This window comes from Burkholderia pulmonis (assembly GCF_984667975.1).
In genome coordinates, this window is the sequence record NZ_OZ480186.1 from 738036 (window position 1) to 760194 (window position 22159).

General features: G+C 67.3%; 21 protein-coding genes and 1 pseudogene. 12 read left to right on the forward strand and 10 right to left on the reverse strand.

The window, feature by feature from the left end; translation table 11 throughout:
• Positions 1 to 75 precede the first annotated feature (75 nt).
• From hrcA to AC5LXK_RS03475, 3 genes are all read left to right on the forward strand, one after another.
• Positions 76 to 1098 carry a heat-inducible transcriptional repressor HrcA gene (gene hrcA / locus AC5LXK_RS03465; protein WP_011544637.1) on the forward strand — a complete coding sequence of 341 codons (1023 nt, stop codon included), beginning with the start codon at positions 76 to 78 and terminating at the stop codon, positions 1096 to 1098.
• A gap of 134 nt (positions 1099 to 1232) precedes the next feature.
• Complete coding sequence (gene hemH, locus AC5LXK_RS03470) at positions 1233 to 2297, forward strand: ferrochelatase (RefSeq protein WP_493390324.1); 1065 nt, start codon at positions 1233 to 1235, stop codon at positions 2295 to 2297.
• Positions 2298 to 2381: 84 nt separating this feature from the next.
• On the forward strand, positions 2382 to 2789 hold the full coding sequence (locus AC5LXK_RS03475; RefSeq protein WP_493390325.1) for an RNA-binding S4 domain-containing protein: 408 nt from the start codon (positions 2382 to 2384) through the stop codon (positions 2787 to 2789).
• Here the strand turns inward: AC5LXK_RS03475 and AC5LXK_RS03480 are convergent.
• Positions 2761 to 2922 (reverse strand): hypothetical protein, encoded by a 162-nt coding sequence (locus AC5LXK_RS03480; protein WP_179948916.1) that lies wholly within the window; start codon positions 2920 to 2922, stop codon positions 2761 to 2763. The genes AC5LXK_RS03475 and AC5LXK_RS03480 overlap by 29 nt on opposite strands.
• A 354-nt stretch (positions 2923 to 3276) precedes the next feature.
• Between AC5LXK_RS03480 and grpE the strand changes: the two genes are divergently transcribed.
• From grpE to pabB, 5 genes are all read left to right on the forward strand, one after another.
• The gene (grpE, locus tag AC5LXK_RS03485; protein ID WP_493390326.1) at positions 3277 to 3822 is read left to right on the forward strand and encodes a nucleotide exchange factor GrpE; all 546 of its coding nucleotides are present in this window, start codon (positions 3277 to 3279) and stop codon (positions 3820 to 3822) included.
• Between the two features lie 10 nt (positions 3823 to 3832).
• Positions 3833 to 4261 (forward strand): thioredoxin family protein, encoded by a 429-nt coding sequence (locus tag AC5LXK_RS03490; protein WP_493390327.1) that lies wholly within the window; start codon positions 3833 to 3835, stop codon positions 4259 to 4261.
• A gap of 148 nt (positions 4262 to 4409) precedes the next feature.
• Positions 4410 to 6362: a molecular chaperone DnaK gene (gene dnaK, locus AC5LXK_RS03495; protein ID WP_493390328.1), complete on the forward strand. Its 1953-nt coding sequence runs from the start codon at positions 4410 to 4412 to the stop codon at positions 6360 to 6362.
• Between the two features lie 265 nt (positions 6363 to 6627).
• Positions 6628 to 7764 carry a molecular chaperone DnaJ gene (gene dnaJ, locus AC5LXK_RS03500; RefSeq protein WP_043189531.1) on the forward strand — a complete coding sequence of 379 codons (1137 nt, stop codon included), beginning with the start codon at positions 6628 to 6630 and terminating at the stop codon, positions 7762 to 7764.
• Positions 7765 to 7767: 3 nt separating this feature from the next.
• Entirely contained in the window at positions 7768 to 9639 is a 1872-nt protein-coding gene (pabB, locus tag AC5LXK_RS03505) for an aminodeoxychorismate synthase component I (protein WP_493390329.1), read from the forward strand.
• Positions 9640 to 9768: 129 nt separating this feature from the next.
• Here the strand turns inward: pabB and panB are convergent, their stop codons facing one another.
• From panB to hda, 6 genes are read right to left on the reverse strand one after another with little or no spacing between them, the layout of a single operon-like run.
• Positions 9769 to 10584, reverse strand: coding sequence for a 3-methyl-2-oxobutanoate hydroxymethyltransferase (panB, locus tag AC5LXK_RS03510; RefSeq protein WP_493390330.1), 816 nt, complete (start codon positions 10582 to 10584; stop codon positions 9769 to 9771).
• 43 nt (positions 10585 to 10627) lie between these two features.
• Positions 10628 to 11314, reverse strand: coding sequence for a deoxynucleoside kinase (locus tag AC5LXK_RS03515; RefSeq protein WP_175846585.1), 687 nt, complete (start codon positions 11312 to 11314; stop codon positions 10628 to 10630).
• The gene (gene folK / locus AC5LXK_RS03520) at positions 11311 to 11853 is read right to left on the reverse strand and encodes a 2-amino-4-hydroxy-6-hydroxymethyldihydropteridine diphosphokinase (RefSeq protein WP_493390331.1); all 543 of its coding nucleotides are present in this window, start codon (positions 11851 to 11853) and stop codon (positions 11311 to 11313) included. Before folK ends, AC5LXK_RS03515 begins: the two co-directional genes overlap by 4 nt.
• A gap of 35 nt (positions 11854 to 11888) precedes the next feature.
• Positions 11889 to 13427 carry a polynucleotide adenylyltransferase PcnB gene (gene pcnB / locus AC5LXK_RS03525; RefSeq protein ID WP_493390332.1) on the reverse strand — a complete coding sequence of 513 codons (1539 nt, stop codon included), beginning with the start codon at positions 13425 to 13427 and terminating at the stop codon, positions 11889 to 11891.
• 5 nt (positions 13428 to 13432) lie between these two features.
• On the reverse strand, positions 13433 to 14110 hold the full coding sequence (locus AC5LXK_RS03530) for a histidinol-phosphatase (RefSeq protein WP_493390333.1): 678 nt from the start codon (positions 14108 to 14110) through the stop codon (positions 13433 to 13435).
• An 11-nt stretch (positions 14111 to 14121) separates the two neighbouring features.
• Positions 14122 to 14856 carry a DnaA regulatory inactivator Hda gene (hda, locus tag AC5LXK_RS03535; protein WP_493390334.1) on the reverse strand — a complete coding sequence of 245 codons (735 nt, stop codon included), beginning with the start codon at positions 14854 to 14856 and terminating at the stop codon, positions 14122 to 14124.
• Between the two features lie 250 nt (positions 14857 to 15106).
• Here hda and purM point away from each other — a divergent pair, with 250 nt between their 5' ends.
• Both purM and AC5LXK_RS03545 read left to right on the forward strand, forming a co-directional pair.
• A complete protein-coding gene (gene purM / locus AC5LXK_RS03540) occupies positions 15107 to 16162 on the forward strand; it encodes a phosphoribosylformylglycinamidine cyclo-ligase (protein ID WP_175012606.1) in 1056 nt (351 codons plus the stop codon).
• Positions 16163 to 16276: 114 nt separating this feature from the next.
• Positions 16277 to 16366: pseudogene (locus AC5LXK_RS03545) on the forward strand (DUF4440 domain-containing protein); the annotation flags it as partial.
• 49 nt (positions 16367 to 16415) lie between these two features.
• On the opposite strand, the gene tet reads toward AC5LXK_RS03545, so the two are convergent.
• Positions 16416 to 17609 (reverse strand): Tet(A)/Tet(B)/Tet(C) family tetracycline efflux MFS transporter, encoded by a 1194-nt coding sequence (gene tet / locus AC5LXK_RS03550; RefSeq protein WP_493390335.1) that lies wholly within the window; start codon positions 17607 to 17609, stop codon positions 16416 to 16418.
• Positions 17610 to 17671: 62 nt separating this feature from the next.
• Between tet and tetR the strand changes: the two genes are divergently transcribed.
• A complete protein-coding gene (gene tetR, locus AC5LXK_RS03555; protein ID WP_493390336.1) occupies positions 17672 to 18304 on the forward strand; it encodes a tetracycline resistance transcriptional repressor TetR in 633 nt (210 codons plus the stop codon).
• A gap of 5 nt (positions 18305 to 18309) precedes the next feature.
• Here the strand turns inward: tetR and miaA are convergent, their stop codons facing one another.
• Together miaA and mutL are read right to left on the reverse strand one after the other, a co-directional pair.
• Entirely contained in the window at positions 18310 to 19284 is a 975-nt protein-coding gene (gene miaA / locus AC5LXK_RS03560; protein WP_493390337.1) for a tRNA (adenosine(37)-N6)-dimethylallyltransferase MiaA, read from the reverse strand.
• Positions 19281 to 21284: a DNA mismatch repair endonuclease MutL gene (gene mutL / locus AC5LXK_RS03565; protein WP_493390338.1), complete on the reverse strand. Its 2004-nt coding sequence runs from the start codon at positions 21282 to 21284 to the stop codon at positions 19281 to 19283. The genes miaA and mutL overlap by 4 nt, the downstream gene beginning before the upstream one ends.
• Positions 21285 to 21470: 186 nt before the next feature.
• On the opposite strand from mutL, the gene AC5LXK_RS03570 reads away from it, so the two are divergent.
• A complete protein-coding gene (locus tag AC5LXK_RS03570) occupies positions 21471 to 22154 on the forward strand; it encodes a DedA family protein (RefSeq protein ID WP_493390339.1) in 684 nt (227 codons plus the stop codon).
• The last annotated feature ends 5 nt before the right edge of the window (positions 22155 to 22159 follow it).

Genomic DNA, 22159 nt, shown 5'->3' on the forward strand with positions numbered 1-22159 from the left:
CGGATCGGGCCGGCCCGCGCAACGGAGGGCGACGCCACTCGCCGCGGTCGCGCGGTTGCGCTAAAATTTTCCACCATGCTAGATCCTCGCGCACGAACCCTCCTGAAAACCCTGATCGAACGGTATATCGCCGACGGTCAGCCAGTCGGATCGCGCACGTTGTCCCGTTACTCCGGGCTCGAGCTGAGCCCGGCGACGATCCGCAACGTGATGTCCGACCTGGAGGAGCTCGGCCTCGTGTCGAGCCCGCACACGTCGGCCGGCCGCGTGCCGACGCCGCGCGGCTACCGGCTGTTCGTCGACACGATGCTGACGGTCGAGGCGCCGATCGACGCCGAGGCCGTCGCGCGGCAGGTGCAGAACACGCTGCAGGCCGGCGAGCCGCAACAGCGGGTGGTCGCGGCAGCCGCGAGCGTGCTGTCGAACCTGTCGCAGTTCGCGGGTGTCGTGCTGACGCCGCGTCGCAGCCACGTGTTCAAGCAGATCGAGTTCATGCGCCTGTCCGACAAGCGCATCCTGCTGATCATCGTCACGCCCGAGGGCGACGTGCAGAACCGCATGCTCGCGACGCCGCGCGACTATTCGCCGTCGCAGCTGACCGAGGCGTCCAACTACATCAATGCGCATTTCGCCGGACTGTCGTTCGACGAGGTGCGCCGCCGCCTGCGCGACGAGATCGACCAGTTGCGCGGCGACATGACCACGCTGATGCATGCGGCCGTGACGGCCAGTACCGAGGTGCCCGACACCGAGGACACCGTGCTGATTTCCGGCGAGCGCAACCTGCTCGAAGTGGCGGATCTTTCGTCCGACATGGCGCGGCTGCGCAAGCTGTTCGACGTATTCGACCAAAAGACGGGCCTCCTGCAACTGCTCGACGTGTCGAGCCACGCCCAGGGCGTGCAGATCTTCATCGGCGGCGAATCGACGCTCGTGCCGATCGAGGAAATGAGCGTCGTCACCGCGCCTTACGAGGTGAACGGGCAGATCGTCGGCACGCTCGGCGTGATCGGCCCGACCCGCATGGCGTACAACCGCGTGATACCGATCGTCGACATCACCGCGCGGCTGCTGTCGCTCACGCTGAGCCAGCAATAGCCTGCGTCGGCCGCCTGATCCCGCCCCGACATCGTGTCGCAATGCCGCACGCGCCGACAGTCGGCCGAACGGTACGGGGCGGCCCGCTATAATTGAGGGCCGTCCGGTCCCGTGCCACGAGCACGTTCTTGCCCATGCGTTTCGATCTTGAGCCGCCTTCGAGCATCGCGGCCGCCCACCGCATCGGTGTGCTGCTGATCAATCTCGGCACGCCCGACGCGCCCACGCCCCGCGCGGTACGGCGCTACCTGGCCGAATTCCTGTCGGATCCTCGGGTCGTCGAGATTCCGCAGGCCGTCTGGCAGGTGCTGCTGCGCACGCTGATCCTGCCGCTGCGCGGCCGCGCGTCCGCAAAGAAATATGCGGCCGTCTGGATGCCCGAGGGCTCGCCGCTGCGCGTGTACACCGAACGCCAGACCGACAGCGTGCGGCACCTGCTCACGTCGAACGGCTATCAGGTCATGGTCGACTACGCGATGCGCTACGGCAGCCCGAACATTTCACACGCACTCGCGCAGTTCAAGCGCGCGGGTGTCGAGCGCGTGCTGCTGATGCCGATGTATCCGCAATATTCGGCGTCGACCACGGCCACCGCATTCGATGCCGCCTTCGACGCGCTCGCGCGCATGCGCAACCAGCCGGAAGTGCGTACGGTGCGGCATTACGCCGACCATCCGGCCTATATCCACGCGTTGGCCGAGCAGGTGCGCCAGTACTGGGCGCAGCATGGCCGGCCCGACTTCGCGGCCGGCGACAAGCTCGTGCTGAGTTTCCACGGCGTGCCGAAACGCACGCTCGACCTCGGCGACCCGTATCACGACCAGTGCCAGCAGACGGGCGCGTTGCTGATGGCTGCGCTCGGGCTGTCGACGACCGAATGCCGCGTCACGTTCCAGTCGCGTTTCGGCAAGGCCGAATGGCTGCAGCCGTACACCGCGCCGACGCTGCGCGAATTCGGCGAGGCCGGCGTGAGGCGAGCCGACGTGTTCTGTCCTGGTTTCACGGCCGATTGCCTGGAGACGATCGAGGAAATCGGCATGGAAGTGCGCGACGAGTTCCTCGGCGGCGGCGGCAAGTCCTTCCATCGTATTCCGTGCCTGAACGGCGCGCCCGCGTGGATCGGCGCGATCGGCGAGATCGTCGCCGAGAACCTGCAGGGCTGGCCCGTCAGGGCTGCGCAACCCGAAACGGTGAACTGAAATGAAACAACCCGTGCGCTCACTTCGTGCGCCGTCCCCCGCGGGGGCGGTCGGCGTCCTGGGGGCGGCCCGGCGGAGGCTGGCATGAACTACAAGATTTCCACGGACCCCGGCGCGAAGCTGCGCATCGACAAATGGCTGTGGGCGGCCCGGTTCTTCAAGACGCGCTCGCTTGCGACCGATGCGGTCGACAAGGGGCACGTGAAGATCGGCGGCGCGGCGGTCAAGCCGGCGAAGGACGTACGGGTCGGCGACGAGGTCGAGATTGCGATCGACGGCATCGTCTGGCACATTGCCGTGCTGGGCGTGTGCGACGTGCGCGGGCCCGCGAGCGTCGCGCAGACGCTTTACGCGGAAACGGAAGCGGGGCGGGCCGCGCGGCTCGCCGAACTGGAGCGGCGGCGCACGTATCGCGAGCCGGCGGCCGAGCTGCACGGCCGGCCGACGAAGCGCGATCGCCGCATCATCGACAGATTTTCTGGTGGGAGCTGAACATCTGGTCGAATGTCGCCCGCGCGCTTCCGTATTCGGTCGTGCGGTCGTTAACGGCTCCCGACAGGCAGATGGTGGTGGTGCCGGCAATGAGTACCAGCGCGACCACCGATATCGCAAAGGTCAGTTTCACGGTACTCCCCTCGAGATCAAGGGTGAAAATGGCGCCAGGTGGATGTCAGGCGGCGGTCAGCTAGGGTAAACACGCTTTTCCGACGCTTGAGTGCAGTGTAGTGCAGCCCGCGTGCGCGGAGCTAGTACCTGCCTGGTAAGCGTTGTTACCGCCCGTTTCGCCTGATCTGGCGGACTATTCGGGCCTTGCACCGGCGAGACGCGCGGTTGTTTCGCGGCATTGGAGAATGCCGGCGAATAACCCTCTTGAAATCGTAGTTTTCGCCCTTATTTGCACCAACAATGTGCGGTGCCGCCGGGTATACGGTCCGGCGGTTGCCGATTTGGCTTCAACCTCTAATCGACTTTCAGCGACATGGAAAACACGCAAGAGAACCCGGCTACCCAATCGGCCGAAGACATCGGCAGCGAGAAGCAGGCGGCGCAAGGCGCTGCGCCCGCTGCCGAAGCCGCCGACGCGGCGCTCGCGGAGGCTCAAGCCAAGGTCGCCGAGCTGCAGGAAAGCTTCCTGCGGGCGAAGGCCGAGACCGAGAACGTCCGCCGCCGCGCGCAGGACGACGTGTCGAAGGCGCACAAGTTCGCGATCGAGAGTTTCGCGGAACACCTGCTGCCGGTGCTGGACAGCCTGGAAGCAGCCGTCAGCGATACCTCCGGCGACATCGCGAAGGTGCGCGAAGGCGTCGAGCTGACGCTGCGCCAGCTGACGAGCGCACTCGAGAAGGGCCGCGTCACGGCGATCAACCCGGTCGGCGAGAAGTTCGATCCGCACCAGCACCAGGCCATCTCGATGGTGCCGGCCGAGCAGGAGCCGAACACCGTCGTCACCGTGCTGCAAAAGGGCTATAAGATCGCCGACCGCGTGCTGCGCCCGGCGCTCGTCACCGTCGCCCAGCCGAAGTAAGGCTGCCGGGATGGTGCCCGCCGGCGTCGATCCGGCCGCGTTCGACGCGTTCGACATGCAGGCGCTCGACGCCGGCACGTTCGACGCGGCCATCGACGGCGCGGGCGAGGCGCTGGCGGTGGTGTTCTTCTGGGGCGTCGACTGCTTCAACTGCGAGATCGCGAAGAAGGCGATGCTCGCCCAGCCCGACGCGATCCGCGCGCTGGATCTGAAGTGGTTCCATTGCAACGTGTACGAACACCATCAGCTGGGGCACCGCTTCGGGCTGCACGGCGTGCCGACGTGGTTTTTCTTCCACCGCGGCAAGCGGCTGGGCCGCGCGACGGGCTGGCACGGCCTCGCGCAGTTCCAGGCGGCCGTGTCGGCGGCGCGTGCGAAGATCGCCGCGGCGGCTGGCGGCGATCCGCCGGGCGGCGATCCGCTAGCCAGCGGCGATTGAAAAAATTTAATATCCGCATCGCTCGTCGGGTCTTGAAAACGGACCGGACGGACGCATTTCGGGAACAGAGTTGAATTCTGGCGTGCGAAACCGCCCAAAAACGCGGGGTTTCGTGCAGCAAACAAGCATTTCTGGAGATTAGGAAAAAATGGGAAAGATCATCGGTATTGACCTCGGCACCACGAACTCGTGCGTCGCCATCATGGAAGGCAACCAGGTCAAGGTCATCGAGAACTCGGAAGGCACGCGCACCACGCCGTCGATCATCGCCTACATGGACGACAACGAGGTGCTCGTCGGCGCGCCGGCGAAGCGTCAGTCGGTGACCAACCCGAAGAACACGCTGTTCGCAGTGAAGCGCCTGATCGGCCGCCGCTTCGAAGAGAAGGAAGTCCAGAAGGACATCGGCCTGATGCCGTACGCCATCGTCAAGGCCGACAACGGCGACGCATGGGTTGAAGCGCACGGCGAAAAGCTCGCGCCGCCGCAGGTTTCGGCGGAAGTGCTGCGCAAGATGAAGAAGACGGCCGAAGACTACCTCGGCGAGCCGGTCACGGAAGCCGTGATCACGGTGCCGGCGTACTTCAACGACAGCCAGCGCCAGGCGACCAAGGACGCCGGCCGCATCGCGGGCCTCGAAGTCAAGCGGATCATCAACGAGCCGACCGCAGCTGCGCTCGCGTTCGGCCTCGACAAGGTCGAGAAGGGCGACCGCAAGATCGCCGTGTATGACCTCGGCGGCGGTACGTTCGACGTGTCGATCATCGAGATCGCGGACGTCGACGGCGAAATGCAGTTCGAAGTGCTGTCGACCAACGGTGACACGTTCCTCGGCGGCGAAGACTTCGACCAGCGCATCATCGATTACATCATCGGCGAGTTCAAGAAGGAGCAGGGCGTCGACCTGTCGAAGGACGTGCTCGCGCTGCAGCGCCTGAAGGAAGCCGCTGAAAAGGCGAAGATCGAGCTGTCGTCGAGCCAGCAGACCGAAATCAACCTGCCGTACATCACGGCGGACGCGTCGGGCCCGAAGCACTTGAACCTGAAGATCACCCGCGCGAAGCTGGAAGCGCTGGTGGAAGACCTCGTCGAGCGCACGATCGAACCGTGCCGCGTGGCGATCAAGGACGCAGGCGTCAAGGTGTCGGACATCGACGACGTGATCCTGGTCGGCGGCCAGACGCGCATGCCGAAGGTGCTGGAAAAGGTGAAGGAGTTCTTCGGCAAGGATCCGCGCCGTGACGTGAACCCGGACGAAGCCGTCGCAGTCGGTGCGGCGATCCAGGGCCAGGTCCTGTCGGGCGACCGCAAGGACGTGCTGCTGCTCGACGTGACCCCGCTGTCGCTCGGTATCGAGACGCTCGGCGGCGTGATGACGAAGATGATCAGCAAGAACACGACGATCCCGACGAAGCACGCCCAGGTGTACTCGACGGCCGACGACAACCAGGGCGCCGTGACGATCAAGGTGTTCCAGGGCGAACGCGAAATGGCAGCGGGCAACAAGCTGCTGGGCGAGTTCAACCTCGAAGGCATTCCGCCGGCACCGCGCGGCGTGCCGCAGATCGAAGTGAGCTTCGACATCGACGCGAACGGCATCCTGCACGTCGGCGCGAAGGACAAGGCGACCGGCAAGGAAAACAAGATCACGATCAAGGCGAACTCGGGCCTGTCCGACGCTGAAATCGACCAGATGATCAAGGACGCGGAAGCGAACGCAGCGGAAGACCACAAGCTGCGCGAGCTGGCCGATTCGCGCAACCAGGGCGACGCGCTGGTCCACAGCACGAAGAAGGCGCTGACCGAGTACGGCGACAAGCTGGACGCGGGCGAGAAGGAAGCGATCGAAGCGTCGCTGAAGTCCCTCGAGGAAGTGCTGAAGGACTCGTCGGCCGACAAGGCCGCGATCGACGCGAAGGTCGAGGAACTCGGCAAGGTGTCGCAGAAGCTCGGCGAGAAGATGTACGCCGACATGCAGGCCCAGCAGGCAGGTGCGGCCGGCGCGGCCGGTGCAGCGGAAGGTGCTGCCCACGCAGGTGGTGCGCAGCAGGCTGCCGACGACGTCGTCGACGCCGAGTTCAAGGAAGTGAAGAAGGACTAAGCTGGGTTGCAATGGCACCGCACGCCGCGCGTGGAAACGCGCGCGGCGCGACTGACCAGCGGCTGAAAAGCGGTCTGTCTTTCCTTCCGGATGGCCGGATCGACTCCACGCCTGGCGGGCTTCGCGGCCCTCCGGGCACATTTGTTTTTTGGCGGGTGCTGCGCGTGCCGTCCGCGGACGGCGCAGCGCCAGACGAGTCGAGAGACTTTACTGCAGGCGAGAGGAGCCGCCGCGTGCGCGATGCGTGGCGGCACAGTGAATCGATATGGCGAAACGGGATTACTACGAGGTTCTGGGCGTCGCGAAGAATGCGAGCGACGACGAAATCAAGAAGGCATATCGCAAGCTTGCGATGAAGTATCACCCTGACCGCAATCCGGACAACAAGGATGCGGAAGAGCATTTCAAGGAGGTGAAGGAAGCCTATGAAATGCTGTCGGATGGTCAGAAGCGGGCTGCGTACGACCAGTACGGCCACGCAGGCGTCGATCCGAACATGGGCGGTGCGGGCGCACAGGGCTTCGGCGGTTTCGCGGATGCATTCGGCGACATCTTCGGCGACATCTTCGGCCAGGCTGCGGGCGGTGCCGCGCGCGGCGGCCGCGGCGGCCCGCAGGTGTACCGTGGCGCCGATCTGCGCTACAGCATGGAAATCACGCTCGAGCAGGCCGCGCATGGTTACGACACGCAGATCCGCGTGCCGAGCTGGGTGTCGTGCGAGGTTTGCCACGGGTCGGGGGCGAAGCCCGGCACGAAGCCGGAAACCTGCCCGACCTGTCATGGCCAGGGCACCGTGCGCATGTCGCAGGGCTTCTTCAGCATCCAGCAGACCTGCCCGAAGTGTCACGGCACGGGCACCTACATCCCCGAGCCGTGCGTGCATTGCCACGGGTCGGGCAAGGTGAAGGAAACCAAGACGCTCGAAGTGAAGATCCCGGCCGGGATCGACGACGGGATGCGGATCCGCTCGGCCGGCAACGGCGAGCCGGGCATCAACGGCGGGCCGCCGGGCGACCTGTACGTCGAGATCCACATCAAGCCGCACTCGGTGTTCGAGCGCGACGGCGACGATCTCCACTGCCAGATGCCGATCCCGTTCACGACCGCCGCACTCGGCGGCGAGATCGAGGTGCCGACGCTGGCCGGCCGTGCATCGTTCCCGGTGCCGGAAGGCACGCAGTCGGGCAAGACGTTCCGTCTGCGCGGCAAGGGCATCAAGGGGCTGCGTTCGAGCATCGCGGGCGATCTGTACGTGCACGTGCAGGTCGAAACGCCCGTGAAGCTGACCGACAACCAGCGCGACCTGCTCAAGCAGTTCGAGAAGTCGCTGGCCGAGGGCGGCGCGCGTCACAGCCCGCAGAGCAAGAGCTGGTTCGACCGTGTGAAGAGCTTCTTCGAGTAAAGCATGACTGAAGGCAACGAGAGCGCGTCGTTCGCGCTCTTGGACGATTGCGACTCGACCGCGTCCGCGCGGTCGAGTCGTTTGTATTCGGGCTTCGTGCACGAACGCGTGTGCACGGATCCGGCACAGCTCGACGAGATCGATGCGGCGGTTGCGCAGGACGCGCGCGACGGGCTGCACGCGGTCGTCGTCGGCGATTACGCATTCGGACGCAACCTGCAACGGGCGCAGCCGGGCCATGCCCCGCTGCGCTTTTTGCTGTATGCGCACTGCGCGCGCCTGTCGCGCGACGAAGTCGACGCGTGGCTCGCGCAGCAGGATGGCGGCGGCGCTCCGTCGATCGCGGGCGTCGCGCATGTCGCGAAGAGCGTGTCGCGCGACGCGTTCGACGCGGCGATCGCCGCGGTGCACGACGCGTTGCGCGCAGGCGATTCGTATCAGGTCAACTACACGTACCGGCTGAATTTCGACGTATTCGGCACGCCGCTCGCGCTGTACCGGCGGCTGCGTGAGCGTCAGCCGGTGCGGTACGGCGCGCTGATCGCGCTGCCCGGCGGCGCGTGGGTCGTGTCGTGTTCGCCCGAGCTGTTCGTCGAGAAGCACGGCGACGTGCTGCGGGCACGGCCGATGAAGGGCACCGCGCCGCGCTCGGCCGATCCCCGCGAAGATGCGGCGGCTGCCGCGTTCCTCGCGAGCGATCCGAAGAACCGTGCGGAAAACGTGATGATCGTCGACCTGCTGCGCAACGACGTGTCGCGGATCGCGCGCACCGGCACCGTGAAGGTGCCGGCGCTGTTTTCCGTCGAACCGTATGCGTCGGTATGGCAGATGACGTCGACGGTCGAGGCCGGCTGGCGCGACGGCACGACGTTCGCGCAGATGCTGCGTGCGCTGTTTCCGTGCGGGTCGATCACGGGTGCGCCGAAGTACAAGACGATGCAGCTGATCGACGCGATCGAGTCGACGTCGCGCGGGCTCTATACGGGCGCGATCGGCTGGCTCGACGCGCCGAAGGGCGACGCCGGTTGCGGCGATTTCTGCCTGTCGGTTGCCATTCGGACGCTGACCCTCGACGAGACCGGCACCGATGAAGCGAGCGATCAGGCGACGGCAACCGTCGGTCGCCGTCGCGGCACGATGGGCGTCGGCGCGGGCATCGTGCTCGACAGCGTCGCGGCCGACGAATATGCGGAGTGCGAATTGAAGGCACGATTCCTGACGGACGCCGATCCCGGCTTCCAGCTGTTCGAAACGACGGCCGCCACGCGTGCGGACGGGATCCGCCATGTCGATCGCCATCTCGCGCGGCTGCAGCGCAGCGCGGATGCGTTCGGCTTTCGCTTCGACGTCGACGCGTTGCGCCGCGAGATCGACGCACGCTGCGTGGCGCTCGACGGCGACGGCGCTTACCGGATGAAGCTCGCGCTCGCGAAGGACGGCACGGTCGAGATCGTCGCGGCGCCGCTCAAGGCGCTGCCGGCAGGGCCGGTCGGCGCGATGCTGGCGTCCGCGCACGGTTTCGCGCCGACTCGAGCGAGCGATGCGCTGCTGCTGCACAAGACCACGCGCCGCGCCGAATATGACCGCGCGTGGCAGGCGGCGGAGGCGCTGGGCGGTTTCGACATGCTGTTCGTCAACGAGCGCGGCGAGGTGACGGAGGGCGGGCGCTCGAACCTGTTCGTGAAGCTCGACGGTCAGTGGGTGACGCCGCCGTTGTCGTGCGGCGTGCTGCCGGGCGTGATGCGCGGCGTGCTGCTCGACGATCGTGCGTTCGGGGCGGTGGAGCGCGTCGTGACCCAGGGCGATCTTGCGCGTGCACAAGGGCTGCTGCTGACCAATGCGTTGCGCGGTGCGCTCGACGCGGTGCTGAAGTGACGAGGTGACGACGGGGCGGGCAGCGCGCCCGTGCCAGTGCGGTGAATCCGGTCGTCCACCCTGCGAACAAACGAAATAGCGCGGTGCCCCGCAAAGGGCGCCGCGCTTTTTTTCATCCGGCCTTTTACGTCAGAACGAGTGCTCGGGGCCGGGGAACGACTGATCCTTCACCGCGCCCACATAGGCTTCGACGGCCGCCTGGATGTTCGGCTGGCCCTGCATGAAATCCTTCACGAAACGCGGCCGCTTGCCGGGGAACACGCCGAGCATGTCGTGCAGCACGAGCACCTGCCCCGAGCAGTCGACGCCCGCACCGATGCCGATCGTCGGGATCTTCAGCATGTGCGTGACTTCGGACGCGACGAGCGTCGGCACGGCTTCGAGCACGACGAGTTGCGCGCCCGCGTCCTCGATCGCGCGCGCGTCGCGCAGCAGTTGCGCAGCGCCGGCTTCGGTCTTGCCCTGCACCTTGAAGCCGCCGAACGCATGCACCGATTGCGGCGTGAGGCCGAGGTGCGCGCAGACGGGCACCGAGCGCTCGACGAGGAAGCGGATCGTGTCGGCGAGCCATTCGCCGCCTTCGAGCTTGACCATCTGCGCGCCCGCGCGCATCAGCTTGACCGCGTTCGCGAACGCTTCGACCGGCGTGCCGTACGTGCCGAACGGCAGATCGGCGACGACGAGTGCACGCGGCTGCGCGCGCGCAACGCAGGCGGTGTGGTACGCGATGTCGTCGAGCGACACCGGTAGCGTGGTCGTGTGGCCCTGCAGCACGTTGCCGAGCGAATCGCCGATCAGCAGCACGTCGGTGCCGGCGCGATCGAGCAGCGCGGAAAAGCTCGCGTCGTAGCAGGTGAGCATCGCGATCTTCTCGCCGGCGTCGCGCATTGCCTGCAGCTTGGGGACCGTCACGGCAGGCCGGCTCGATTCCTGGAGATAGGTCATGGTCAATCCGGGTCGATGGGTGAAGAACGACAGGCGGGACGCGTCAGCGCGTCGTCTCGCCCTTGACGAAGAATTCCTTGCGGCCGCGCATCGTCTCGATGCGCTCGACCAGCAGGGCGAGATCTTCGGGGGAATCCAGCGGGTTCAGGTGTTCCGCGGCGACCGTCAGCACCGGCGTGCGGTCGTAGTGGTAGAAGAATTCGTTGTACGCGTCGACGAGCGAGCGCAGGTACGCATCGCTGATCTGCAGTTCCATCGGCAGCCCGCGCTTCTGGATGCGCGAGAACAGCACTTCGGGGCTCGCCTGCAGGTAGACGACGAGATCGGGCGACGGCGCCTGCGGCACGTCGACGTGCGTCGCGACCGAGCGATACAGCTGCCATTCGTCTTCCGGCAGGTTCAGCCGCGCGAAGATGTCGTTCTTTTGCGGCATGAAATCGGCGATGACCGGGCGCCCCGTTTCGAGCGCGCCGATCAGCTCGCGCGCCTGCTGCGCGCGCTGCAGCGCGAACGACAACTGGACGGGCAGCGCATAGCGCGCGGTGTCGCGATAGAAGCGTTCGAGGAACGGGTTGTCCTGCGGGCGCTCGAGCAGCGTCTGCATCGACCAGCGTTCGGCAAGCTGGCGCGCGAGCGTCGTCTTGCCGACGCCGATCGGGCCTTCGATCACGAGATAGCGGTGCGGGGCGCGCAGGTCGGGCGCAGTGACGGTCAGCGGAGTCGAGTTCATCGGCAGCGGGTCTTGTCGGCGTCTTCGCCGGCGGCGAGCGCCTTCTGCATCAGGCACTGGCAGGTTTGCACCTTCTCGACGCGCTGGTCGGCCACGGCGGCGAGGAAGGCGTCGGCACGGCCGCGCGCGGGAATGTCGAGCGCCGGCTCGATCTCGACGAGCGGCACGAGCGCGAACGCGCGGTCGGTGAGGCGCGGGTGCGGGACGATCAGGTCCGGCTCGTCGATCGAATCGTCGCCGAACAGCAGGATGTCGAGGTCGAGCGTGCGCGGCGCATTGCGATACGGGCGCTCGCGCCCGAAGTGATGTTCGATCTTCTGGCAAAGCGCGAGCAGCTCGCGGGCCGACAGCGTCGTGTCGAGCTTGACGACGCAGTTGTAGTAGTCGCCGCCGCCCGCTTCGAAGGGCGCCGTGCGATACAGGCTCGATTTGCCGAGGATCGAGATGGTGCGCTGCTGCGCGAGGCACACCACCGCGTCCTTCAGGGTCTGGCGCGCATCGCCGAGATTCGCCCCCAGTCCGATATATGCAACCGTCATGGCATCACTTCCTACGTCGTTCGCCGGCGAGCGCGTCAGTCGTCGGAACCGCCCGAGGTATCCGGTGCCTGCTCGGCGGCACCTTCACCCGGCTTGCGGTTTCGCACACCGCCGCGGCGGCGCCGCTTGCGGGGCGATTTTTCCTTCGAGCCGCCCTGCGTGAGCAATGCCTCGCGAGCAGCCGCGTCGCCTTCGATGAAATCCGTCCACCACTGTCCGACGTCAGCATCGAGCTCGCCGGATTCGCAGCGTAACAGGAGGAAATCATACCCCGCTCTAAACCTTTGGTGTTCCAGCAGCCGCATCGCGCTGCGGCCCGAGCGTTTCTCGAGGCGCAGCTGCAGGCCCCAGATTTCGCGCATGTCGGCCGAGTAGCGCTTGTGGATCGCGAGTTTCTCGGTCTGCATGTCGAGCACGTCGTCCATCGCGCGATGGAGCGCCGGCACCGGAATTTCGCCCTCGGCCGTGTATTGCTCGAAGCGCTGGCGCATGTCGTGCCACAGCAGCGTCGCGAACAGGAAGCCCGGCGACACCGGCTTGCCGGCGCGCACGCGCGCGTCGGTGTTGTTCAGCGCGAGCGTGATGAACTTCTCGCCCTGCGGCTGTTCGAGCACGACGTCGAGGAGCGGCAGCAGCCCGTGGTGCAGGCCTTCCTTGCGCAGCTGCTTCAGGCACGCGAGCGCGTGGCCCGACAGCAGCAGCTTCAGCATTTCGTCGAACAGGCGCGCGGCCGGCACGTTGTTGATCAGGTCGGCGAGCGCGTTGATCGGCTCGCGCGTATGCGGCTCGATCTCGAAACCGAGCTTCGCCGCGAAGCGCACGACCCGCAGCATCCGCACCGGATCTTCGCGGAAGCGCGTGGCCGGGTCGCCGATCATCCGCAACAGGCCGGCGCGCATGTCGGCCATCCCGTCGTGGTAGTCGAGCACCGTCTGCGTCGACGGGTCGTAGTACATCGCGTTGATCGTGAAGTCGCGGCGCGCGGCATCTTCATGCTGCTCGCCCCACACGTTGTCGCGCAGTACGCGGCCGCTCGCGTCGACCGCGTGCGTGCGGCGATCGAGCTCGTCGCGCTTCAGGCGCTTCGGCGGCTCGGCCGCGGCCGCCTCGGGCGGCGCGTCGACCAGCGCGCGGAACGTCGACACCTCGATCAGTTCCTGGCCGAACTGCACGTGGACGATCTGGAAGCGACGGCCGATCAGGCGCGCGCGGCGGAACAGGCGCTGGACTTCGGTCGGCGTCGCGTCGGTCGCGACGTCGAAGTCCTTCGGCGCGATGCCGAACAGCAGGTCGCGTACGGCGCCACCGACGATGAACGCGCGAAAGCCCGCCTGCTGCAGCGTGTCGGTCACGCGCACCGCGTTCTTCGAGATCAGCGCCGGATTGATGCCGTGCACGCTGGCCGGCACGACGGTCGGCTCATGGTTGCTGCGCGGTTTCTTCGCGCCGCCGCCGCGGGCGCCCTTCGGGGCGCGCGGGGTAGCCGGGGCCGCTTCGTCGGCCGGGGCCGGTGCGGGAGACGTTTGCTCGGTTTCGTCCTGGCCGAGCAGCTTGCGGATGAATTTTTTGATCACGACGTTCAGAAGAGATCGAGGATACGCCAGCCGCGGGTGCTTGCATGCGCACGCAGCGTGTCGTCAGGGTTGGTCGCGATCGGGTCGGTGACTTTCTCGAGCAGCGGGATGTCGTTGTGCGAGTCGCTGTAGAAATAGCTGTGCGCGAAGTCGCCCCAGTGCTTGCCGAGCGACGCGAGCCACGCTTCGGTCCGCACGATCTTGCCTTCGCGATAGCTCGGCGTGCCGGTCGGCCGGCCCGTGTACGGCGAGTCGGGATGCCCGTCGGTCGTTTCGACCTCGCATGCGATCAGCGTGTCGACGCCGAACGCGGTCGCGATCGGGCGCGTGATGAATTCGTTGGTCGCCGTCACGACGCAGCACAGGTCGCCCGCGTCGAGGTGCTTGCGCACGAGTTCGAGCGCGGCCGGCGTCATTGCGGGCCGGATCACCTCGTGCATGTACTGCTCGTGCCATTGCGCGAGCTGCGCGCGCGAATACTTCGCGAGCGGCGTGAGCATCGCCGTGAGGTACGCGTGGATGTCGAGCTTGCCGGCCTTGTAGTCGGCGAAGAACTGGTCGTTCTGACGCGAGAAGCTTTCCGCGTCGACGATGCCGAGCTTCACCATGAAGCGACCCCATTCGTGGTCGCTATCGGTCGGGATCAGCGTGTGATCGAGGTCAAAGAGTGCCAGATTAGTCATGGAAGCGCATTTTACTCGAAGCGGTTCGGGCCGGTGGCCGGTGGTGTGATGTCGTCGCCGGGACGCGCGAGCATCCGGCGCAGCAGCGGCAGCGTGACCGCGCGTTTCTGCTCGAGCGAAAAGCGGTCGAGTGCGTCGAGCAGGGCCATCAGGCTGGGCATGTCGCGGCGGAAATGGGTCAGCAGGTAGGCGGCGATGTCGTCGGTGAGCGCGATCCCGCGCTCCTTTGCCGCGAGCTTCAGCACGGCGATCTTGCCGGCGTCGGACGGCGGCGACAGGTGGAACACGAGCCCCCAGCCGAGGCGCGTGCGCAGATCCTCGCGCACGTCGAGCGCGAGCGGGGCCGCCGGGCCCGCCGCGACGAATGCGCTCGACGGATGCGCGCGCACTTCGTTGAACAGGTTGAACAGCGCGACCTGCTGCGTGTCGCTCATCCGGTCGCAGTCGTCGATCGCGTAGATGCCGATGCGCGGGTCGAACGTGAACGCGCCGAGCGGGCTCTGCGGCGTCAGGTAGCGCGCATAGCCGTACGACGCGTCGCTCACGAGCGCCTGCAGCAGGTGGGTGCGGCCGCAGCCGGGCTCGCCCCAGATGTAGAACGACCGGTCCGGCACGGGGCCCGCCGCGAGCGCGAGGTCGAGCTTCTGCAGGCGCGAGATGAGCTCGTCGTTCTCCTCGTTCATGATGAAGTTGTCGAACGTGGCGGGTGGCGGCGTGCCGAGATCGAGCGTCAGTTGACGGGACACAACAGTCACAATGCGGGTCGGTTGAAAATACGCGCGCCGTACGCCGGGCACGCGGCGGGGATTGCGGTTCCACGGGCTTCACGCGCGACCGTACGCACGGCGCCGCGCGGGTTTCGGCGCGGTTCGCTCGGCGATGAAAACGGGGACGTGTTGACCAAGATGCAATCCCTGACGATTCGGTGCTGGGAATTCCGGCCAACGGGCCGGCTTCGGGTAAAATCGCATTTTACCGACCTTCTCGCATTCCCCCATGAATCCTCCGAAATCCGCTCCTGACGCTCAGGGTCTGTCCTATCGCGACGCAGGTGTCGACATCGACGCGGGCGACGCGCTCATCGACAAGATCAAGCCTTTTGCGAAGAAAACCCTGCGCGACGGCGTGCTCGGCGGCATCGGCGGGTTCGGCGCGCTGTTCGAAGTGCCGAAGAAATACAAGGAACCGGTGCTCGTATCGGGTACCGACGGCGTGGGCACCAAGCTCAAGCTGGCGTTTCATCTGAACAAACACGACACGGTCGGCCAGGATCTCGTCGCGATGAGCGTGAACGACATCCTCGTGCAGGGTGCCGAGCCGCTGTTCTTCCTCGACTACTTCGCATGCGGCAAGCTCGACGTCGACACGGCCGCCACGGTCGTCAAGGGCATCGCGCAAGGCTGCGAACTGTCGGGCTGCGCGCTGATCGGCGGTGAAACGGCCGAAATGCCGGGCATGTACCCGGACGGCGAATACGACCTGGCCGGCTTCGCGGTCGGCGCGGTCGAGAAGAGCAAGATCATCGACGGCAGCACGATCGCCGAGGGCGACGTGGTGCTGGGCCTCGCATCGAGCGGCATCCATTCGAACGGCTTCTCGCTCGTGCGCAAGATCATCGAGCGTGCGAATCCCGACCTGTCGGCCGATTTCCACGGCCGCTCGCTGGCCGACGCGCTGATGGCACCGACCCGCATCTACGTGAAGCCGCTGCTCGCGCTGATGCAGAAGCTGTCGGTGAAGGGCATGGCGCACATCACGGGCGGCGGTCTCGTCGAGAACATCCCGCGCGTGCTGCGCGAAGGCCTCACCGCCGAGCTCGACCAGGACGCATGGCCGCTGCCGCCGCTGTTCAAGTGGCTGCAGGAGCACGGCGGCGTCGCCGATGCGGAAATGCACCGCGTGTTCAACTGCGGGATCGGCATGGCCGTGATCGTCTCGGCAGCCGATGCCGACGCGGCGATCGCCGACCTGACCGCCGCCGGCGAACAGGTGTGGAAGATCGGCACCGTGCGTGCGACCCGCGAAGGCGAGGCGCAGACGGTCGTGGTCTGACGCGCAGCCGGCAGCACAGGCAGCACGAAAAAACCGCCCGGAGTCGATCCGGGCGGTTTTTTTTTTCGGGTGCTGCGGGGCATACGGACGCGCGCCGATCAAGGCGGGACGACGATGACCGAAGACGAACACGCGATCCGCCGCGCGCTCGTGGAAAACGGATTCGTGTCGAGCCGGCACGGCGATCTGGCGACGGCGCGCGACGCGAATCTCGTGCCGCTTGCGCATTGAGCGCGGCGGTGCGCGCCGATGCTCACGCGGATGGCCGCGGCGCGTTCGCCGGCCGTGCGCCGGCCAGCAACGGCGGCACGAGCAGGTAGAGCAGTGCAGCGGCAGCCCAGACGAGCCCCGGCCAGGTCGTGCGCGTCGCCGCGTAGGTTGCGGTGATGACCAGCGGCCCTGCGACGCCGATCAGGCTCGCGACGCTTGCCAGCGTGCCCTGCAGCTCGCCCTGACGTGCATCGTCGACCTGCCGTGCGAGCATCGCCTGCAGGGCCGGCAGCGTCATGCCGCCCGCCGCGAACAGCGGCAGCAGTGCGAACGGCACCCATGCGGCGGTCGCGAACGCGATCGCCACGAGCCCGAGCGCGTCGCCTGCGAGCCCCAGCGCGAGCGCGCGTCGCTCGCCGAGCCGCGCGATCAGCGGTCCGATCGCGAACGCCTGCGCGAGCGCGTGACACGCACCGTAGCCCGCGAGCGACAGCCCCGCGACCGGCGTCGACCAGCCGAAATGCTCCTGGCCGTAGAGGATCCACAGTGTCGCGGGCGCCTGCGACACGAGCGCGACGATCACGTAGATGCCGACCAGCGGCACGAGCGCGGGTGCACCGCTCAGCCGACGCAGGCTCGCGAACGGGTTGAGCGCGCCGGTCGTGCGGCCTGCGCGTGCCGGGCGCGGGCGCGACTCCGGCAGCGCGCGCCACACGAGTGCGACATTGAGCGCATTGAGCAGCGCGGCCGCGACGAACGGCGCGCGCAGGTGCAGCGCGCCGAGCAGCCCGCCGATCAGCGGGCCCGCGATGAAGCCGACGCCCATCATCGCGCCGAGCTGGCCGAAGCGCCGGGCGCGGTCGGGTTCGGCCGTGACGTCGGTCATGTACGCGGTCGCGACCGCAACGTTCGCGCCGGTGATGCCCGAGATCAGCCGCCCGACGTAAAGCCATGCGAGCGTGGGCGCGAGCGCCATCAGCAAATAGTCGAGCGCGGCGCCCGCGAGCGACACGAGCAGCACGGGACGGCGGCCGAAACGGTCGCTCAGCGCGCCGAGCAGCGGCGCGCACAGGAACTGCGCGAATGCGTACAGCGCGAGCAGGATCCCGTAATGGGTATCGGTGCTGCCCGCGTCGGCAAGCGAGCGCAACAACCCGGGCAGGATCGGCATCACGATCCCGACGCCGATCGCGTCGAGCAGGACCGTGGCCAGGATGGCAATCAGGGACGGATTCAAGAGGATTACTCTATCGATGATAGAGTGATGATTATTCCACAGTTTCCCTATCGGTGATAGAGATGAAGGATGCGGGGGCGCGGTTGACGCGCGACACGGTATTGCGCGCGGCGCTCGAACTGCTGGATGAAGTCGGGATCGACGGGCTGTCGACACGGCGGCTCGCCGAGCGGCTCGGCGTGCAGTCGCCGACGCTTTACTGGCATTTCAGGAACAAGGGCGAGCTGCTCGACGCGATGGCCGAGGCGATCATGCTCGAACGCCACGACGCATCGTTGCCGCAGCCGGGAGAGGCATGGGATGCGTGGCTCGTCGACAACGCGCGCAGTTTCCGCCGCGCGCTGCTGGCCTATCGCGACGGTGCGCGCCTGCATGCCGGCACACGGCCGCGCGCGCTGCATTTCAGCTCGATCGAGCGCAAGATCGCGCTGCTCGGCGACGCGGGTTTCGCGCCGGACGAAGCGGTCGACGTGATGTACGCGATCGGCCGCTTCGTCGTTGGCTGGGTGCTGGAAGAGCAGGCGGAGCCGGGGGACGACGCTGATGCGCCGCGGCCGGATGCGGCCGAGTATCCGCTGCTCGCGACGGGGTGGGCCGCGCTGCACGAGCGCAGCGGCGACGAAGCGTTCGAGCGCGGCATCGCGTGGATCGTCGACGGCGCCCGGGCGCGCGTCGCGGCGCGTCGGGCGGCCTGACGCGGTCAGCCCGGCGTGCGGCCGTCGAGTACGCGTTCTAGCGCGTCGAGCGCGCGGGCCGTCGAATCCGGCGCGATGCAGTCGATCACGACCCGCTCCGGCATTGCACGCAGCCACGTGATCTGGCGCTTGCAGAGCTGGCGCGTCGCGAAGACGCCCTTGTCGCGCATTGTCCGGTAGTCGGTGTCGCCGTCGAGGAATTCCCACGCTTGCCGGTAGCCGACGCAACGCATCGACGGCAGGTCGGGATGGAGATCGTCGCGACGGCGCAGCCGTTCGACTTCGTCGATGAAGCCCGCGTCGAGCATCGCGTCGAAGCGCTGCGCGATCCGTGCGTGCAGCACCGCGCGATCCGACGGTTCCAGCGCGACCGGCACGAAGCGGTACGCGGCCGCCGCATCGTCCGTGCGGCGCGGCGCCGCGAGCAGTACCGACATCGGCTGCCCGCTCAGCATGAAGATTTCAAGCGCACGCTGGATTCGCTGCGAATCGTTCGGTGCGAGCCGCGCGGCCGTGTCGGGATCGACCTGCGCGAGCCGCGCGTGCAGCGCGGGCCAGCCGTCGCGTGCGGCGTCGGCGTCGAGTGCTGCGCGCACGTCCGGATCGGCGCCCGGCAGGTCGTTGAGCCCTTGCGTCAGCGCCTTGTAGTACAGCATCGTGCCGCCTGCGAGCAGCGGCGTGCGGCCGCGCGCGATGATCTCGCCGATCAGGCGCAACGCGTCCGCGCGGAATTCCGCGGCCGAATACGCGTCGGCCGGGTCGATGATGTCGATCAGGTGATGCGGCACGCTCGCGCGCTCGTCGCGCGACGGCTTCGCGGTGCCGATATCCATGTCGCGGTAGACGAGCGCCGAATCGACGCTGACGATCTCGATCGGGCGGTGCGCGGCGAGCGCCAGCGCCGCGGCCGTCTTGCCCGAAGCGGTGGGGCCGAGCAGGCAGGCGATCGTCGTCGGAGAGGACTGCGGTGAAGCGCTCATTGGCCGCGCATGAACAGGCGGTCGAGATCGTTCAGCGTGAGCTGATACCAGGTCGGCCGGCCGTGATTGCACTGGTCCGCGCGCTCGGTCGCTTCCATCTGGCGCAGCAGCGCGTTCATCTCGTCGAGCGTCAGGCGCCGGTTCGCGCGCACCGCGTGATGGCACGCGAGCGTGCCGAGCAGTTCGTGCTGGCGCTCGGTGAGCACGCGCGAGCCGCCGAACGCGTGCAGGTCGGCGAGCACCGCGCGCGCGAGCGACTGCAGGTCGGCATCCTTCAGCAGCGCCGGCACCGCACGGATCGCGAGCGTCGTCGGCGACAGCACCGCGAGGTCGAAGCCGAGCGATTCGAGCGTGTCGCGTTCTTCCTCGACCGTGCCGATCTCGATCGGCGTGGCCGTCATCGACACGGGCAGCAGCAGCGACTGCACGGCGACCGTGCGGTCGGCGAGCGCGTTCTTGAACTGCTCGTACAGGATCCGCTCGTGGGCCGCGTGCATGTCGACGATCACGAGGCCGTACGCGTTCTGCGCGAGCACGTAGATGCCGTGGATCTGGCCGAGCGCGAAGCCGAGCGGCTGCTCGTCGTGCGCGGTGGCGGCGACCGGCGATGCGGTAAAGCCCGACAGTGGCGCGACCGGTGCGTCGGCCGAATCGCGGGCAAGGATCGTCGTGCCGTCCGGCGTACCGGCACCGCTGTCCTTGCGGCCGAACAACGCGTCGTAGAGTGCGAGCGGCTGCGCGACGGGCAGCGTGCCCTGCGTCATGCGCGCCTGGCGCATCCAGGTGTTGCCCGACGACGAGGGCGACGACGGCGACGAGAAGCCGCTGCCGCCGAAGCCGCCGGTGCTGCCGGTCGCGTGGCCCTGGTTTTGGCCGAGCGGCGTGTCGAGGAACGATGCCGGCCCGCGCTGCGCGGGTTCGAGATGCGCGGCGTGGCCGCCCGCCGTGGTTTCCGGCGAGGCACCCGCGTGGCGCGCGAGCGCACGCTGGACCGCGTGGAACACGTACTGGTGGATCGAGCGCGAATCGCGGAAGCGCACCTCGATCTTCGACGGATGCACGTTCACGTCGACGGCTTCGGGCGGCAGGTCGAGGAACAGCACGTACGACGGGTAGCGGTCGCCGTGCAGCACATCCTCGTAAGCCGCGCGTACCGCGTGCGTCAGCAGCTTGTCGCGCACGAAACGGCCGTTGACGAAGAAATATTGCTGATCGGCACGCCCGCGGCTCGCGGTCGGCAGGCCGGCGCAGCCGTAGACGGCGAGCGGGCCGGCCTGTTCGTCGAGCGGCAGGTGCGCGGTCGCGAAGCTGTCGCCGAGGATCTTCGCGACGCGCTGCGCGGGCTCGGTCGCATTCCAGTGCTCGACGGCCTTGCCGTTGTGCAGCACCGAGATCGCGACGTCCGGCCGCGCGAGCGCCGCGCGGCGGATCATTTCCAGGCAGTGGCCGAATTCGGTCTGCTCGCTCTTCAGGAACTTGCGCCGCGCGGGCGTGTTGAAGTACAGCTCGCGCACCTCGATCGTCGTCCCGGTCGAGCCGGCGGCGGGCGACAGCACGCCCGTCTGCGCATCGATCTTCATCGCGTGCGCGGCGTCGGCCGTGCGGCTCGTGATCGACATCTCGGCGACCGAGGCGATCGACGCCAGCGCTTCGCCGCGGAACCCGAGCGTCGCGACCGCCTCGAGCTCCTCGAGCGAGCGGATCTTGCTGGTCGCATGGCGCATCAGCGCGAGCGCCAGCTCGTCGGGCGGGATTCCGCAGCCGTCGTCGGTGATCGAGATGCGCTTCACGCCGCCTTCTTCCAGCACGATGCGCAGCGCCGTCGCGCCGGCATCCATCGCGTTCTCGAGCAGTTCCTTGACGACCGACGCCGGGCGTTCGACGACCTCGCCGGCCGCGATCTGGCTGATCAGCTGGTCGGGCAGGGGCTGGATCGCGCGCAGCGGGCGCGGAGCGGGGGCGGGCGCGGCGCCCGCGGCCGTTTCGGTGATATCGGACATGGCCGAATTATAGCGAGGCGGCGGACGCGTGCCGGGGCGACCGGCGGTTACGTTTTTTCACGGAGCCTTAAGGTAGTTTCGGTATCATGACTCTCCGTTGCGCGCGCCGCCTTGGCTGGCGGGCGCCTCCGCCATGTCTGGCCTCTTTTGGGCCGTTCCGGCCCCATCGCCTTCGAGGAATCGCATTTGGATACGCTGCTTCATTTCGTCAATCTTGTCCTGCATATCGACGCCTTCCTCGGCGATTTCATCCGTCAGTACGGCGCATGGGTCTATCTCATGCTGTTCCTGATCGTGTTCTGCGAGACGGGGCTCGTCGTGTTCCCGTTCCTGCCCGGCGATTCGCTGCTGTTCATCGGCGGCGCGTTCGCGGCGACGGGCGAAATGAACGTCGGCCTGCTGATCGTGCTGCTGCTCGTCGCGGCGATTACCGGCAACACCGTGAACTACCTGATCGGACGCTGGGTCGGCCCGAAGGTGTTCAATACGCATATCCCGGTGCTCGAGCGTTTCCTCGATCGCACCGCGCTGCAGAAGACCCACTCGTTCTACGACAAGCACGGCGGCAAGACGATCGTGCTCGCACGTTTCATCCCGGTCGTGCGCACGTTCGCGCCGTTTGTCGCGGGCGCGTCGTCGATGAGTGCCGCGCGCTTCCAGCTCTTCAACGTGATCGGTGCGCTGGTCTGGGTGCTGCTGCTCGTGCTGCTCGGCTATTTCTTCGGCAACATTCCGTTCATCCGGCAGTACCTGAACGTGATCGTGCTGGTCGGGATCGGTGCGGCGATCGTGCCGGTTGCGCTCGGTGCGGTGTGGAAGCTCGTGCGCGGGCGGCAGTCGGATCGTGTGCAGAAGACGGGCGGGCGCTGAACCCA

Bases quoted from the DNA above. Each gene is read 5' to 3' on its own strand.
- hrcA (WP_011544637.1), top strand. From the start codon at position 76: ATGCTAGATCCTCGCGCACGAACCCTCCTGAAAACCCTGATCGAACGG.
- hemH (WP_493390324.1), top strand. From the start codon at position 1,233: ATGCGTTTCGATCTTGAGCCGCCTTCGAGCATCGCGGCCGCCCACCGC.
- AC5LXK_RS03475 (WP_493390325.1), top strand. From the start codon at position 2,382: ATGAACTACAAGATTTCCACGGACCCCGGCGCGAAGCTGCGCATCGAC.
- grpE (WP_493390326.1), top strand. From the start codon at position 3,277: ATGGAAAACACGCAAGAGAACCCGGCTACCCAATCGGCCGAAGACATC.
- AC5LXK_RS03490 (WP_493390327.1), top strand. From the start codon at position 3,833: ATGGTGCCCGCCGGCGTCGATCCGGCCGCGTTCGACGCGTTCGACATG.
- dnaK (WP_493390328.1), top strand. From the start codon at position 4,410: ATGGGAAAGATCATCGGTATTGACCTCGGCACCACGAACTCGTGCGTC.
- dnaJ (WP_043189531.1), top strand. From the start codon at position 6,628: ATGGCGAAACGGGATTACTACGAGGTTCTGGGCGTCGCGAAGAATGCG.
- pabB (WP_493390329.1), top strand. From the start codon at position 7,768: ATGACTGAAGGCAACGAGAGCGCGTCGTTCGCGCTCTTGGACGATTGC.
- panB (WP_493390330.1), bottom strand. From the start codon at position 10,584: ATGACCTATCTCCAGGAATCGAGCCGGCCTGCCGTGACGGTCCCCAAG.
- AC5LXK_RS03515 (WP_175846585.1), bottom strand. From the start codon at position 11,314: ATGAACTCGACTCCGCTGACCGTCACTGCGCCCGACCTGCGCGCCCCG.
- folK (WP_493390331.1), bottom strand. From the start codon at position 11,853: ATGACGGTTGCATATATCGGACTGGGGGCGAATCTCGGCGATGCGCGC.
- AC5LXK_RS03530 (WP_493390333.1), bottom strand. From the start codon at position 14,110: ATGACTAATCTGGCACTCTTTGACCTCGATCACACGCTGATCCCGACC.
- purM (WP_175012606.1), top strand. From the start codon at position 15,107: ATGAATCCTCCGAAATCCGCTCCTGACGCTCAGGGTCTGTCCTATCGC.
- tetR (WP_493390336.1), top strand. From the start codon at position 17,672: ATGAAGGATGCGGGGGCGCGGTTGACGCGCGACACGGTATTGCGCGCG.
- miaA (WP_493390337.1), bottom strand. From the start codon at position 19,284: ATGAGCGCTTCACCGCAGTCCTCTCCGACGACGATCGCCTGCCTGCTC.
- mutL (WP_493390338.1), bottom strand. From the start codon at position 21,284: ATGTCCGATATCACCGAAACGGCCGCGGGCGCCGCGCCCGCCCCCGCT.